Source organism: Streptomyces sp. NPDC055749 (genome assembly GCF_053617235.1).
In genome coordinates this window covers 47,049-60,624 of record NZ_JBSHFH010000004.1, presented here as the reverse complement: position 1 = coordinate 60,624, position 13,576 = coordinate 47,049, and the positions used below count along the sequence as shown (strand labels likewise).

9 protein-coding genes are annotated in these 13,576 nt (G+C 69.2%); 5 read left to right on the top strand and 4 right to left on the bottom strand.

Features of this window, described 5'->3' with window-relative positions:
• Positions 1 to 29 precede the first annotated feature (29 nt).
• Entirely contained in the window at positions 30 to 623 is a 594-nt protein-coding gene (locus tag ACWGO0_RS04245; protein ID WP_453527693.1) for a GNAT family N-acetyltransferase, read from the top strand.
• A 60-nt stretch (positions 624 to 683) separates the two neighbouring features.
• Here the strand turns inward: ACWGO0_RS04245 and ACWGO0_RS04240 are convergent, their stop codons facing one another.
• Complete coding sequence (locus tag ACWGO0_RS04240) at positions 684 to 3,710, bottom strand: carbohydrate binding domain-containing protein (RefSeq protein ID WP_453527690.1); 3,027 nt, start codon at positions 3,708 to 3,710, stop codon at positions 684 to 686.
• 262 nt (positions 3,711 to 3,972) lie between these two features.
• On the opposite strand from ACWGO0_RS04240, the gene ACWGO0_RS04235 reads away from it, so the two are divergent.
• Positions 3,973 to 4,389: an acyl-CoA thioesterase gene (locus ACWGO0_RS04235; RefSeq protein WP_453527688.1), complete on the top strand. Its 417-nt coding sequence runs from the start codon at positions 3,973 to 3,975 to the stop codon at positions 4,387 to 4,389.
• 28 nt (positions 4,390 to 4,417) lie between these two features.
• Here the strand turns inward: ACWGO0_RS04235 and ACWGO0_RS04230 are convergent, their stop codons facing one another.
• The 3 genes from ACWGO0_RS04230 to ACWGO0_RS04220 all read right to left on the bottom strand — a co-directional run bounded on the left by ACWGO0_RS04230 (position 4,418) and on the right by ACWGO0_RS04220 (position 9,667).
• Positions 4,418 to 5,008, bottom strand: a complete 591-nt coding sequence (locus ACWGO0_RS04230) for a YdeI/OmpD-associated family protein (protein ID WP_453527685.1) — start codon at positions 5,006 to 5,008, stop codon at positions 4,418 to 4,420.
• Between the two features lie 112 nt (positions 5,009 to 5,120).
• Positions 5,121 to 8,321 carry an alpha-L-rhamnosidase gene (locus tag ACWGO0_RS04225; RefSeq protein WP_453527682.1) on the bottom strand — a complete coding sequence of 1,067 codons (3,201 nt, stop codon included), beginning with the start codon at positions 8,319 to 8,321 and terminating at the stop codon, positions 5,121 to 5,123.
• A 125-nt stretch (positions 8,322 to 8,446) separates the two neighbouring features.
• Positions 8,447 to 9,667: a Dyp-type peroxidase gene (locus tag ACWGO0_RS04220; RefSeq protein ID WP_453527679.1), complete on the bottom strand. Its 1,221-nt coding sequence runs from the start codon at positions 9,665 to 9,667 to the stop codon at positions 8,447 to 8,449.
• Between the two features lie 266 nt (positions 9,668 to 9,933).
• Between ACWGO0_RS04220 and ACWGO0_RS04215 the strand changes: the two genes are divergently transcribed.
• The 3 genes from ACWGO0_RS04215 to ACWGO0_RS04205 all read left to right on the top strand — a co-directional run bounded on the left by ACWGO0_RS04215 (position 9,934) and on the right by ACWGO0_RS04205 (position 13,567).
• Complete coding sequence (locus tag ACWGO0_RS04215; protein ID WP_453527676.1) at positions 9,934 to 11,139, top strand: cytochrome P450; 1,206 nt, start codon at positions 9,934 to 9,936, stop codon at positions 11,137 to 11,139.
• A complete protein-coding gene (locus ACWGO0_RS04210; protein WP_453527673.1) occupies positions 11,063 to 12,292 on the top strand; it encodes a type III polyketide synthase in 1,230 nt (409 codons plus the stop codon). Before ACWGO0_RS04215 ends, ACWGO0_RS04210 begins: the two co-directional genes overlap by 77 nt.
• Positions 12,293 to 12,394: 102 nt before the next feature.
• Complete coding sequence (locus ACWGO0_RS04205) at positions 12,395 to 13,567, top strand: S8 family peptidase (RefSeq protein ID WP_453527670.1); 1,173 nt, start codon at positions 12,395 to 12,397, stop codon at positions 13,565 to 13,567.
• Positions 13,568 to 13,576 lie beyond the last annotated feature (9 nt).

The window sequence follows — 13,576 nt, the reverse complement described above, 5'->3', positions numbered from 1 at the left end:
GCTAGTCCGAACTGGGTTAGGCTTACGTCATGCCTGCTCAGATACCCACGCCCGTCACGCTGACCGGTCGGCATGTGACCCTCGTGCCGCTGACCATGGACCATGCCGAAGACCTCTTCGCGGCCGGTGGCCGCGACGACGAGGTCTGGCGCTGGCTGGGCGAACCGACGCCGCAGTCCCGGGACGAACTCGCCGGGACGATGCGCGCCCTGCTCGACTCCGCCGCTCAGGGTGCGTACGTTCCGTACGCCGTCATCCACCGCGCGAGCGGCCGGGCGGTCGGCTGGACCTCGTTCATGGATATCAGCGCGTCCGACGAACGGCTGGAGATCGGCTGGACCTGGTACGGCCGCGACTTCTGGCGGTCGGCGGTCAACAGTGAGACGAAGCTGCTCCTGATGACCTACGCCTTCGAGGAACTGGGCATGGGGCGGGTGCAGTTGAAGACCGATCACCTGAACCACCGTTCGCAGGAGGCGATCGCCCGCCTCGGTGCCCAGCGCGAAGGGGTGCTTCGCCGTCATCGCAGGCGCCACGACGGCACCTGGCGGGACACCGTCTACTTCTCGCTCCTCGCCGACGAATGGCCCGAGGCCAAGAAGCGCCTCGGCGCCCGGCTCTGAGGTGTCGCGGTGGGGAGGCCAGCCAGTGCTTGCAGAGCACCGACTCGCCTCCCCCGTGGGCTACTTCAGATACGTGCCCGCGGTTCCGATCTTCCCCGGGGCGGCGTTCTTCCCGCCGAGGTCGAGCACGTACACCCGCAGATTCCCCTTGCCGGGGGCAGGCACCGCGAGCGTGCCGCTCGTGACCACCTGGGTGTTCCCGGTGACGGCGTCCTTGTAGGTGCCGTTCGGGATGCCCGTGTACGTGGCACCGCCGCTGACCGTCACCAGGGCGAAGCTGTCGGTGCCGCTCGCCGCGTCGGTGTAACGGCGCTTGTACGCCATCGAGCCGGTGATGCCCTCCGTGGAGTACTGGCCCATCTGGAGCGCGGGCACCGCGCGCCGGATCTCGTTGAGCCGCTGCACGTGCTTGACCAGCGGCTTGTCGAGCGTGGTGGCGACGGCTCCGCCGGCCGATGCGACCTTGCTGAAGTCCGAGGCCGTCACGCTGCCCGCGAGATGGTCCCCGAAGTAGGCACGGCCGGTGGTCGCCAGCGGACAGGTCGGGCCGCAGTCGATCTTCTTTCCGGCCTGGAACTCGATCTCCGAGCCGTAGTACAGCGTGGGGATGCCGCGGAACGTCCACATCAGGGACATGTTCTCCGCCCAGGCGTCGGTGCCGCCCGCGTAGCGCTCGCTGCTCTTGTTGGGGCCGTAGTCGTGACTGTCGACGTAGACGACGTTGTACGTGGCGTCGTTGTAACTGTCGTCGGAGTCCTTGCCGTTCTGGTACGCGTTGTTGGCGTCACCGAAGTTCATGTGCATCCGCATGTCGATGACGTTCATACCGGAGAACTTGCTGTGGTCCGGTGCGTGATACGCGTTGCCGTTCAGGAAGGCGTTGTTGGAGACGGGCTGTGCACCCGTGCCCTGCTGCTGCTCGTAGTCGTACATCTCCAGGGCGGCCTTCTCGTCGTCCGCGTTGTACTCCTTGCGCTCCTTCCAGGTGAAGAACTGGGCGGAGTGATTGACCGAGCCGCGGTTCCACTTGTCGTTGACGAACGCGGCCACCTCACCGAACACGAAGAAGTTCTTCGCGGCCTCGGCCCCGAACTGTGAGGTGACGCGCTCCTGGATCGCGGGCAGGAAACGCCGGTTCCAGGTGGTGCGCGGGATGTGGACCGCCGTATCGACGCGGAAGCCGTCGACCCCCATGTCGATGTACTTGTTGTGCGCGCCGATCAGATAGTTCTGGACGGGCGTGCTCTCGGTGTTGAAGTCGGCGAGATCGTCGTGGAGCCAGCAGCTGCGCGAGTCCTCGCCCTCCCAGTTCCCGATCCAGCAGTTGTGGTAGTACGCCTTCGGGAACATGCCCGAAGTGGGGTTGGGCCACTGGCAGTTGTAGATGCGGTAGCCCTCGGGCGAGGTGTACTGGGTGGGCTTGCCCCAGTTGACGCAGGTGTTGCCCGACGGCTCCGCCGTGGACCACAGATCACCGTTGTAGTACGACTTCCCGGACTTGGTCTCGACGGTGAGACCGTCGTACTCGAAGCCCTCGTTCTTCTCGTCGTAGTACCAGCTCCACTGGGTGTCGCGCACTCCGTAGGCCTTGGGGGTGAACAGGCCCTTGGCACCCCAGCGCGAGGAGTGGTTGTAGACGACGTCCTGGTAGATCTTCATGCCCTTGGCGTGGGCGGCGTTGATGAGGTCCTGGTACGAGGCTCCGGCGGACTCCAGCCGGGAGTCGACCTTGTAGAAGTCGTACCCGTGGTAGCCGTGGTAGTCGTAGTCGGACCGGTTGAGCACCACCGGGGTGATCCAGACGGCCGACATGCCGAGACCCTTGATGTAGTCGAGCTTGTCGACGAGGCCCTTGAAGTCGCCGCGGAACATGGGGTCGTTGTTGGCCGCGTTGCCCGACTTCGTGTGCTGGCTGCCGCCCCGGTTGTTGGCGCTCTCCCCGTCGTTGAAGCGGGCGGTGAGCACGAAGTAGATCGGGTCCTTGCGGGGGTCGGTGCCCAGCGGTGTGCCGGAGGCCGGGGCCGTGGGCTTGTCGCCCGTGGTGGCGGTCGCCGGGGCAGATGCGGCCGATACGTTCCCCGCCGCGTCGACGGCCTTGACGGTGTAGGTGTAGGCGGTCCGCTCCTCAAGGCCGGTGTCCGAGTGGACGGTGGAACCGACGTCGGTGACGACCGTGCCCTTGGTGCCACCGGTCCTCGTCACCTGGTACTTCGTCACTCCGCGGTCATCGGTGGACGCGTCCCACGACAGCACGACGGACACGCCGTCGGCGTCGGCCGTCACCTTCGACGGGGCGGTCGGGGCCTCGGTGTCCGGTACCTCGGCGGCGCACGGGTCCTTCGCGCCGGCCGTGACCAGCCGGTCCTTCACCGTGGTCAGGCCCGAGGGGATCGTGTAGTCGCCGCCGTTGTTGTTGTCCCACACGCCGTTGCCGTTGTTGAAGGCGGCCTGCATCCCGGTGGCCGAGCCGAGGTCCACCGAGCGCTTCACCCAGCCGGTGCAGGCGGGTTCCATGCCCACACCGGGGACCGTGGTCCAGGCGCCGCCCGTGGGCCGGTAGTGCAGGTTGGTGGTGGTCCAGCCGACCGTGGCCGTCGAGTAGTAGACGGAAGCCGTGTTCCCCTCACCAGGACCGGGGGTGGGATCCGGGTCGGGGTCCGTGCCCGCGCACGGGTCGCTGTGGGCGATCACGCCGTCCTTCACCGTGATGTTCCCGGTGCCCAGCGCGTAGTTCTTGCCGCCGTTGTTGTCCCAGACCCCGGAGCCGTTGTTGAAGGTGGCGGCCAGTCCCGACGCGGTGCCCAGCGGGACGGTCTTCTTCACCCAGTCGGTGCACGCCGCCTCCATCCGTACGCCGGGCACGGTGGTCCAGGACCCGCCGTCCGGTGCGTAATGAAGGTTGTACGCCGTCCAGTTCTTGGTCTTGGTGTAGTAGAAGACGGTCGCCGTGGACTCCACGGCGGCGACGGGCACGGAGGAGCCGGGGGTCACGGCCTGCGGCAGCGCCGTGAGGAGCCCCAGCAGCCCGGCGGCTGCCACGGCTGCTGCGAGGGGGCGTCTCAGCAGCCGGTGAGGGGTGCGTTTCATTGATCTCTCCAGGGGAGTGCCGCGGGCGGGTGGACCGCGGCTGCCGACAGCGCCGCTGCTCAGTGAGCAGCAGCGGTTGTCCCGCCGGAGAACCCTGACGCGCCTCGGGGTCCGGGCGAGCAATGCGTTCCGACAGCAAGCGCTGTCAGAATGTTGCTGCAATCTTTTGCGATCAGGAAGTTACCCGTGCATGACAGCTTCGTAAAGGGTTCTGACGCAGCGTCGCAGGAATGACAGAACGCCCGTCCGCGTTGCGGTGATCATGACCTTCTTTGTTGACGTGACAGTGCGTGGCTACGAACTCGACACCCAGGGACACCTGAACCAGGCCGTCTATCTCCAGTACGCGGAGCACGCGCGCTGGGAGCTGCTGCGGGCCGCCGGCGTGCCGCAGGAGAAACTGCTGGCCTCCGGCGTCGGTCCGGTGGCGCTGGAAGTGACGGTGAAATACGCGAGCGAACTGCGCGGCGGAGACAAGGTCCGGGTGACCTGCGCGTTCGTCTACGGGGCCGGGAAGACCTTCCGGATCGCGCAGCAGATCATCAAGGAGGACGGCACGGTCGCCGCCGAGATCACGGGGGTGGGAGGCATGCTCGATCTCACCGCACGCAGGCTGATCGCGGACCCGGGCGGCCACCTCGCTTCGCTGGCCGACGACCCGGAACTGCTCGGCGCCTGAAGCGGCGCGCCGCGGCCCGCCCGCCGGCTCAGCGGATCGGTTCGCCCGCCGCCAGACGCTCCGTCATCCGCCGGAGCCGCGCGGACCTGACGGCCGGGGTCCGCGCCGTCACGAGGCGCAGGATCACCAGGTAGCGGGCCGATCTGCCGAGCTGCTCGAAGTGGCTGGCCGCCTGCGCGTCGCAGGCCAGCGCCGCTTCGAGGTCGTCGGGTACGGATGCCTCACTCTGCGAGGGGTACGCGGCGGCCCACCGCCCGTCCGCCCGGGCCGCCCGCACCTCGGCGAGGCCCGGCTCCCGCATCCGCCCCGCCGCGGTGAGCTCCTCGACCTTGCGGACGTTGACCTGGGACCACAGGCTCCTCGGCCGGCGCGGCGTGATCTTCTGGAGGTAGTACACCTCGTCGCAGGACTTGCGCTGCCCGTCGATCCAGCCGTAACAGATCGCGGTGTCGATCACCTCGGCCGGACCGATCGACACGATGCCCGAAGCCTTCTTCGCGATCCTGATCCACAGCACCGAGCGCGTTGCGTGGTGGGTGTCGAGCCAGGACTCCAGCTCGGCGGCCCGCTCGAAGAACAGTGTCTCCGCGGCCGCTGTCCCCGTCGGTTCCGTCTGCATCGCCGCCTCCTGAGGGAGCGTGGGTGTCGCCGTCATGCGACACGGTAGGCGCCCATCAGGACAGAAGCTGTCCTGATGGGCGCCTACCTCGTGCGTCAGCCTTCCTCGTGCGTCAGGAGGAGAAGCGGTGCGTCCCCGACCCGGCGGTGAAGACGGCGCAGCCGTCCTCCTTCCGCAGGAACCGCGCGGAGCCGTCGGCGACCCCCGCCCTGCCGGAGTCCGGGATCCACACCTCGGCCGTGGTGTTGGCGGGCAGGGACAGGCTGAGCCGGAAGCCGTCCGCGTCCTTCTTCCAGCGGGTGGTGACCGCCCCGTAGAGCGAGTCGAACCGCCCCTGCGCCTCCGTCACCCCGCCTCCCGGACGAGGCCGGACGATGATCTTCCGGAACCCCGGGCCGCCGGGGGCGATGCCCGCGATGTTCGCGTACATCCACTCACCCACCGAGCCGTACGCGTAGTGGTTGAAGGAGTTCATTCCCGCGTCCTGGAAGCTGCCGTCGGGCCTGATGGAGTCCCAGCGCTCCCACATCGTCGTGGCGCCCCGGTCGATCTGGTAGCCCCAGCTCGGGAACGTCCGCTGGAGCAGCAGCCGGTACGCGACATCCGTGTGCCCGGTCTCGGTCAGGACGGGCAGTAGCCTGGGCGTGCCGAGGAAGCCGGTCGTCAGATGCCAGTCCTTCGCCTCGATGAGCGCGACGAGTCGGCTCGCCGCCGGCCCGCGCTCGCCATCGGCCAGCAGGTTCATGGACAGGGCGAGTACGTACGCCGTCTGCGTGTCGCCCTTCACCCGCCCGTCGGCGGAGACGTACGCGGCGCGGAACGCCTCGCGTACCTGGCCGAACAGGGTCCGGTACGGTGCCGGGTCCTTGCCCAGGGCCTCGGCGGTCCGGGCGACGAGATCGGCGCTGTGCGCGAAGTAGGCCGTGCCGATGACGTCCTTGGGCGTCTCGTCCTGGATGTTGAGCCAGTCGCCGTAGCCCTCGGCGGGGCGCAGCAGACCGCTGCTGTGGGCCTTGAGGTACTCCAGCCACTTCAGCATCGAGGACCAGGACTGCTCCAGCACCCGCACATCGCCGTACGCCTGGTACAGCGCCCACGGGACGGTGACCCCGGCGTCACCCCAGCCCGCCACCCCCTTGCCGACGGGCCCGATGTAGGGCGCCACATCCGTGAATGCCCCGTCGGCCGCCTGGCCGTCGCGCAGGTCCCAGAGCCACTTGGTGAGGAAGCGCGCCGATTCCATCGTGTACGCGGCCGTGGGCGCGAAGACGTTGATGTCCCCGGTCCACCCGAGGCGCTCGTCACGGGCGGGAGTGTCGGTGGGTATGGAGAGGAAGTTCCCCCGCTGTCCCCAAGTGATGTTGCTGTGCAGCTGGTTGAGCATGGGGACGTTCGTGGCGAAGTCCATGGTGAACGGCGCCGATGTGTGGATGACGCGCCCCACGACCGCGTCGCGCGGCGGCCTGCCGGGATAGCCCGTCACCTCGACGTAGCGGAAGCCGTGGAAGGTGAAGCGCGGTTCGTACGTCTCGGGGCCACCTCCCTTGAGGGTGTACGTGTCCGTGGCGCGGGCGGTGCGCAGATTGGTCGTGTAGATCGTGCCGTCCGGGTTGAGGACCTCGGCGTGCCGCAGCCGTACGGTCGTTCCTGCGGGGCCCGAGACCTTGAGCCGGGGCGTGCCCACCATGTTCTGGCCGAGGTCGAAGACGAAGACACCGGGCTTCGGCTCGGTCACCTCGCGGGCCGTCAGTTCCTGCTCGACGCGCGAGGGGCCGTCCACCGCCGCGACGAGCGCGACCTCGACGTCCTCGACCGCGTCGGCCGTGAGCCACCCGGCCTCGTCGAATCCGGCGCGCGTCCACCCGTCGGTCTCCAGCCGGGCGTCGTACTCCTCGCCCGCCATCAGATCGGCGGCGGTGACGGGTCCGGCCGCCGCCCGCCAGTCGGTCCCCGACACCACGCGCTCGATGGAGCCGTCGGTGAAGGTGACCTCCAACTGGGCCAGGACCGCGGGCTGTTCACCGTACTGATGGGGACCGAACCAGCCGATGCTCCCGGCGTACCAGCCGGTCGCCAGCGTCACACCGAGCGCGTTGGCGCCCGTCGAGAGCAGACCGGTCACGTCGTACGTCTGGTACTGGACCCGCTTGCCGTAGTCGGTCCAGCCGGGCGCGAGCCGGTCCTCGCTCACCCGCTTCCCGTTGAGGAACACCTCGTACAGACCGAGAGCCGTGGAGTACAGCCGGGCCCGCGCGACCTCCTTGCGGCCCATCCGGAACTCCTGGCGCAGCTGAGTGGCGGGGGAGTGCGCCACCTGCACCTTGCCCCAAGGGCCGGAGCCCCACGGGGCGAGGACCTTCGCGGCGGCCCACGCGCTGTCGTCGTACTCGGGCGACCGCCACTGCGCGCCCGGCTCCTTGTCGGCTGCCTTCCAGTCGGCGCCGGTGGTGAAGGTGCGCACACCGTCGGCAGTGGTCAGTTCCAGCACGCCGAGCAGTCCCGCCGGACCGGTCGTGGTGTTGGTCGCGGACACGGCGATCACATGGGCGCCGGGGCCGAGTTCCGCGGTGACATCGCTCAGGACGGGCCGCCGCCAGTTGTCCGCCGTGCTGTCGCCCTCGGTGCCGGCCACCTCGCGGCCGTCCACGTGGAGCGTGAAGCCGTCGTCGGCGGTCATGACGATGCGGGCGCGCGTGACGCCCGACGGGACATCCACCCGCCCGCGGAACCAGCGCCTGGCGGCCGGTGCGCTGACGGCCGGGTCACCCTCGGGGAACCAGATCCAGGAGGCGCCGTCCAGCGCGGGGGTTCCGATGAGAGCGGCCGGTGCGCCGATCCACTGTGCGGACCAGTCCGACGGGTTCAGCAGCCCGGTCTCCCACCAGGACGGCTCACTCCATTCGGAGCCCTTGCCCTCGGCGTCCCAGACGCGGACCGACCAGTAGTAGCGCGTACGGGACTTGAGCGCGGGACCCGCGTAGGGAACCAGGACCGACTCGTCCGACGCGACCTTGCCGCTGTCCCAGACATCGGGCGACGCGAGGCGCTGGACGCTGCCGGCCACCCGTATCCGGTACGCGCTCTGTGTCTGGCCCGGACGGTCCGAAGCCAGCGGCCAACTGAACCTGGGATGCGGGGTGTCGAGGCCCAGCGGGTGGCTCACGTACTCCACGACGGGTTCGGTGACCCGTACCGCCTCCGCGCCCGCCGCGTCCCGTCCGGCGGCGCGGGCACCGGGAACGGCGGAGGCGGCCAGTGCTGTTCCGATGGCGGTGCTTGCGGTGGTGCTGAGCAGTCGTCTTCTGCTGATCACGGCGCGACTCCGATGTGCGACTCGATGATGAATCGTTTCACGCGGTGAAGTTAGGGTGACGGGTGTTGCCTGTCAAGGTCCTGAACGGAAACTTGGAAGGGGGATTGAAACCGTTCACCGCATCGCTATACGCTGAGCAGCCCCGAAGCGAACCAGTCCGCCTTGTCCTTCACGCCGGGCAGGGTGAGGAAGTACCCGCCGCCCGTGGTGCGGGTGAAGTCCGCGAACCGCTCGCCCTCCAGGCGCTTCTGCACCGCGGCGAACTGCCGGTCGATGTCCTGCTGGTAGCAGCAGAAGAGCAGTCCCAGATCGAGCGTGCCGTCCTGCGCGATGCCCCGGTCGACGTTGTAACTGCGGCGCAGGATCTGCGAGTCGGCGGTCTCCGGGGTGCGCGGATTCGCCAGCCTGATGTGGGAGTCGAGCGCGATCCGCCGGCCGTCCGGGTCGGCATCGTAGGCGGGCACGTCCGATTCCTTCTTGCCGGTCAGGGGGGCGCCGGTGGCCTTGTGGCGGCCGAGGATCTTCTCCTGCTCCCGGATGGGCACCCGGTCCCACGCCTCCGCGTGCAGCCGGATGGTCCGGAGCACCTGGAAGCAGCCGTCCCGGGTCCAGGCGGGTCCGCCCGCCGACGCGCCGAGCCACAGCAGCCGGTCCGCGGCGCGGGACGAGCTGAGATCCGGGTGGGCGATCCCGTCCTTGAATCCGATGAAGGTACGGGGGGCGCCGGTCGGCCGGGGAGGATTGAGGAAACCGTCGACCCGCCACCGCGGGCTCAGCGCCCCGTGCGTCTCGCGCGCCAGGTCCCGGATCACATGCAGCACGGCATCGGGGTGCTGTGCGCAGATCTGCAAGGAGAGGTCCCCGTGACAGGCCGCCTCGTCCAGCTCGTCGCCCTGGAACGCCGGCATCGGAACCAGGCCCGCCGGCTTCCTCGATGCCAGCCCGAAGCGTTCGTCGAAGAGTGAGGCCCCCACGCCGACAGTGATGGTGAGGCGGTCCTGCGGGCCCTGGAGCGCGGCCACGTCCGGGTCGGCCGGTGTGAGTCCTGTGGTGAGGGCCCTGGCCCGCCGGGTCAGCTTCTTGAAGAAGGCGGCCAGTTCCTGCCTGCTCTCGCAGCGCACGTCGAAGGCGACGAACGCGGCGAACGGCTGCTGCGGAGTGAGGATGCCCGCCTGGTGCCGGCCGTGGAACGGGACACGGCCCGCGCCGCCGGACCCGGCGGTGAGCGCCGCGGCGTGCGGGGACGAGGCCATGAGACCCGCCAGTCCGGCGGCTCCCACGATGAAGGTCCGGCGGCCCCGACGGAGCGTGGGCTGCTGGTTTCCGCGGTCGTCGATGTTCTCCATGAGCACGCCTCGTCCGGGTCTGTGGCCTGGGTCCTTTGTTCCTGGAGCACTACCCGGGAGGGCCGCCGGCGAGCGGAAGTTCATCCGTGTGTGTCCCTCCCGCTCGGCCCATCGGCCCTGCCGTTCGGAATGATCACCCTCTGATCGGCTGATTACGGAGTGTGGGTGACATGTTTCCCAGAGTGACGGGGGACACAGGGGAGGTCTGTTCCCGGTCCCGGAGCAGGCACCCCCGCATTCCCTGACCGGTCCTTGGGAGAACCTCGGTGGAGAACACGGAAACCGTGCGCAGCTGTCCCTTCGATTACGCGCAGCAGCTCGACTTCGACCCCCAACTCAGGGAACTGCTCACCGAAGAGCCCGTTTCCCGTATCCGTATGCCGTACGGAGAGGGTGAGGCATGGCTCGTCACCCGGTACGAGGACGTCCGCACCGTCACCACCGACCGGCGCTTCAGCCGCAGCGCCGTACTCGGCAGGGACTTCCCGCGGATGACCCCGGAACCCATCGTGCAGGCCGAATCCATCAACCTGATGGACCCACCGGCCAGCAGCCGGCTGCGGAGCCTGGTGGCGAAGAGCTTCACCGCACGCCGGGTGGACCACATGCGCACCCGCACCCAGGGCATCGTCGACGAGCTCCTGGACGGGATGGAGAAGGGCGGCACCCCGTCCGACTTCGTGGCGTGCGTCGCCGCGCCGCTCCCGCTGATCACCATCTGCGAAGCACTCGACATCCCCGAGGCGGACCGACCCTGGCTGCGCGGCCACGCCCTCACCATGATGAACACGGGCGCCGCGGGCCGGGAGAACGCGGTCCGCGCCAAGGCCGAACTGCGCTCCTACTTCACCGAACTGACGGCCGAGCGCCGCCGTTCACCCGGCGAGGACCTCATCAGCACACTCGCCACCGCCCGGGACGGCGACGAGCTCCTCGACGACCAGGAACTGGCCGTCATGGCGATGGTCCTGCTCATCACGGGCCAGGACACCACGACGTACCAACTCGGCAATATCGCCTACACACTGCTCACCCGGCCCGCGCTCCTGGAATCGCTGCGGGCCGCGCCGGAGCGGCTGCCCCGCACCATCGAGGAACTGCTGCGGTACATCCCCTTCCGCAAGGGCGTCGGCATCCCGCGTATCGCCACCGAGGACGTCGAGCTCAGCGGCGTCACGATCCCGGCCGGCGACGTGGTCCACGTCTCCTACCTCACCGCCAACCGGGACGGCCGGAAGTTCGAACGTCCGGACGAGCTGGACCCGGACAGGCCGTCCATCCCCCATATGACCTTCGGCTGGGGCGCGCACCACTGCTTGGGTGCACCGCTGGCCACGATGGAACTGGAGGTGGCCTTCTCATCGCTGCTCGCACGCTTCCCGGCCCTGCGCCTCGATGTCCCGCCGGAGGAGATCCGCTGGAACACCACGTCGATCTGGCGTTACCCCCTCGCACTGCCCGTCACCTGGTGACGAGAGCCTCCGCATCCGAGAACGAGGAGAATCCATGGCGACCCTGTGCCGACCGGCCATCGCTGTGCCCGAAAACGTCATCACGATGCAGCAGACCCTGGACCTGGCCCGGGAGACCCACGCCGACCACCCCCAGCGCGAGCTGGTTCTGAGGCTCATCCAGAACACCGGGGTCCAGACCCGGCATATCGTCCAGCCGATCGAGGACACGCTGCGCCACCCCGGCTTCGAGGTGCGCAACCGGCTGTACGAGGCCGAGGCGAAGACCCGGGTACCGGAAGTCGTACGCCAGGCCCTCGTGAACGCCGAAGTGGAACCGGCGGACATCGACATGATCGTCTACGTGTCCTGCACGGGATTCATGATGCCCTCGCTCACGGCATGGCTGATCAACACGATGGGCTTCCGCGCCGAGACACGTCAGCTCCCGATCGCGCAGCTCGGCTGCGCCGCGGGCGGCGCCGCGATCAACCGGGCCCACGACTTCTGCACGGCGTACCCGGATGCCAATGTCCTCATCGTGTCCTGCGAGTTCTGTTCGCTCTGCTACCAGCCCACCGACATCGGAGTCGGCTCGCTGCTCTCCAACGGGCTCTTCGGCGACGCCATCTCCTCGGCCGTCGTGCGCGGCCGGGGCGGCGCCGGGATGCGTCTGGAGCGCAATGGCTCCCATCTGGTGCCGGGCACCGAGGACTGGATCTCCTACGCGGTGCGCGAGACGGGATTCCACTTCCTGCTCGACAAGCGGGTGCCCGGCACCATGGAAATGCTGGCCCCGGTGCTCCAGAGCCTGGTCGACAAGCATGGCTGGACCGTACCGGCCATGGACTTCTTCATCGTGCACGCGGGCGGACCGCGCATTCTCGACGACCTCTGCCACTACCTCGAACTGCCTCCGGAGATGTTCCGCTTCAGTCGCGCGACGCTCACGGAGCGGGGCAATATCGCCAGCTCCGTGGTCTTCGACGCCCTGGCCCGGCTCTTCGACGACGGTGGTGTGGCGGAGTTCGGTCAGGGCCTCATCGCGGGATTCGGCCCCGGCATCACCGCCGAGACCGCACTCGGACGGTGGGTCGGCACCGGCAGCGCGGATGAAGCCGACGCCGAACTGGCGGACCTGTCGCTGACCGCCGGTGTCGCCCTGTCCGGCTGACCCACCCGGGCCGCCCCGCTCTCCGCCCTGCCGCGCGCCCCGCGCGTTCCGTGCGCGGGGCGGCCCCTGTTCGATCACCCACACGCCCCGTAAGGAGAACGCATGCGCCTGCGCGCCCGTTGGGCATCAGCCGCTCTACTGCTGATCGTCCCACTGATCGGCTCCACCCCGGCCACGGCCGACACCGGGCGCTCCGCCGCTCCGGTGCGGCAGTCCGACCGAGCGGTCGTCGGCCAGTACATCGTCAGGCTCGCCCCCGGAATCTCGCCGGACACCGTCCTGCGGAGGCTCGGCCTCCGCTCGATGTTCAGCTACACGAACGTCCTGAACGGCTTCGCCGCCGTCCTCGGCCCGGCCCAGCTGTCCGCGGTACGCGCCTTCCCCGGCGTCGAGTCCGTCGAGGAGAACGGCCAGGTCGCCACCGACCCGCTGCCCGCCGAATCCCGTGCGGTGCCCGCGAGTTGGGGTCAGGACCGGATCGACCAGCAGGACCTGCCACTCGACGGTGCGTACACCACGACCGGTACGGGCCGGGGCGTGACGGCCTATGTCGTCGACACCGGAATCGCCTCCGGGCACCGTGAGTTCGGCGGGCGCGCGACCTTCGGGTTCGACGCCATCGCCGACGGACGCCGGGGTCAGGACTGCAACGGGCACGGCACCCATGTGGCCGGCACGGTCGGCGGCGCAACGGCCGGGGTGGCCCCCTCCACCTCGCTCGTCACGGTGCGGGTGCTCGACTGCCGGGGCAAGGGGACCTGGGCCGGGATCCTCGCCGGGTTCGACTGGATCGCCAGGAACGCCCAGCAGCCCGCCGTAGTCAACGCCTCGCTCGGCGGTCCCTCGTCGGAAGCGGTCGACCAGGCGGTCGGCGCCCTCTGGGACAGGGGCATCCTGCCCGTCGTAGCCGCGGGCAACGACAACGTGGACGCCTGCGACATCTCACCGGCGGGCGCGGACCGTGTGGTCACCGTGGCGGCCTCGGACGCCATGGACCGGCAGACGGACTTCAGTAACTGGGGCACCTGCGTCGAGCTGTACGCCCCGGGCGCGGCCATCGTCTCCGCCGCGCTCGACGGCGGCTACCAGCCGCTCGACGGAACCTCCATGGCAAGCCCGCACGTGGCGGGGGTGGCCGCCCTGTACCAGGAGCAGAACCCGGACGCGTCACCGCAGGAGATCGCGGACTGGTTCGACGAGCACTCCACCATGGGCGTGCTGTCCGGCCTGAGCCCCGGCTCACCCGACCGGCTCCTGTACACCGACGGACTCTGACCGGAACGC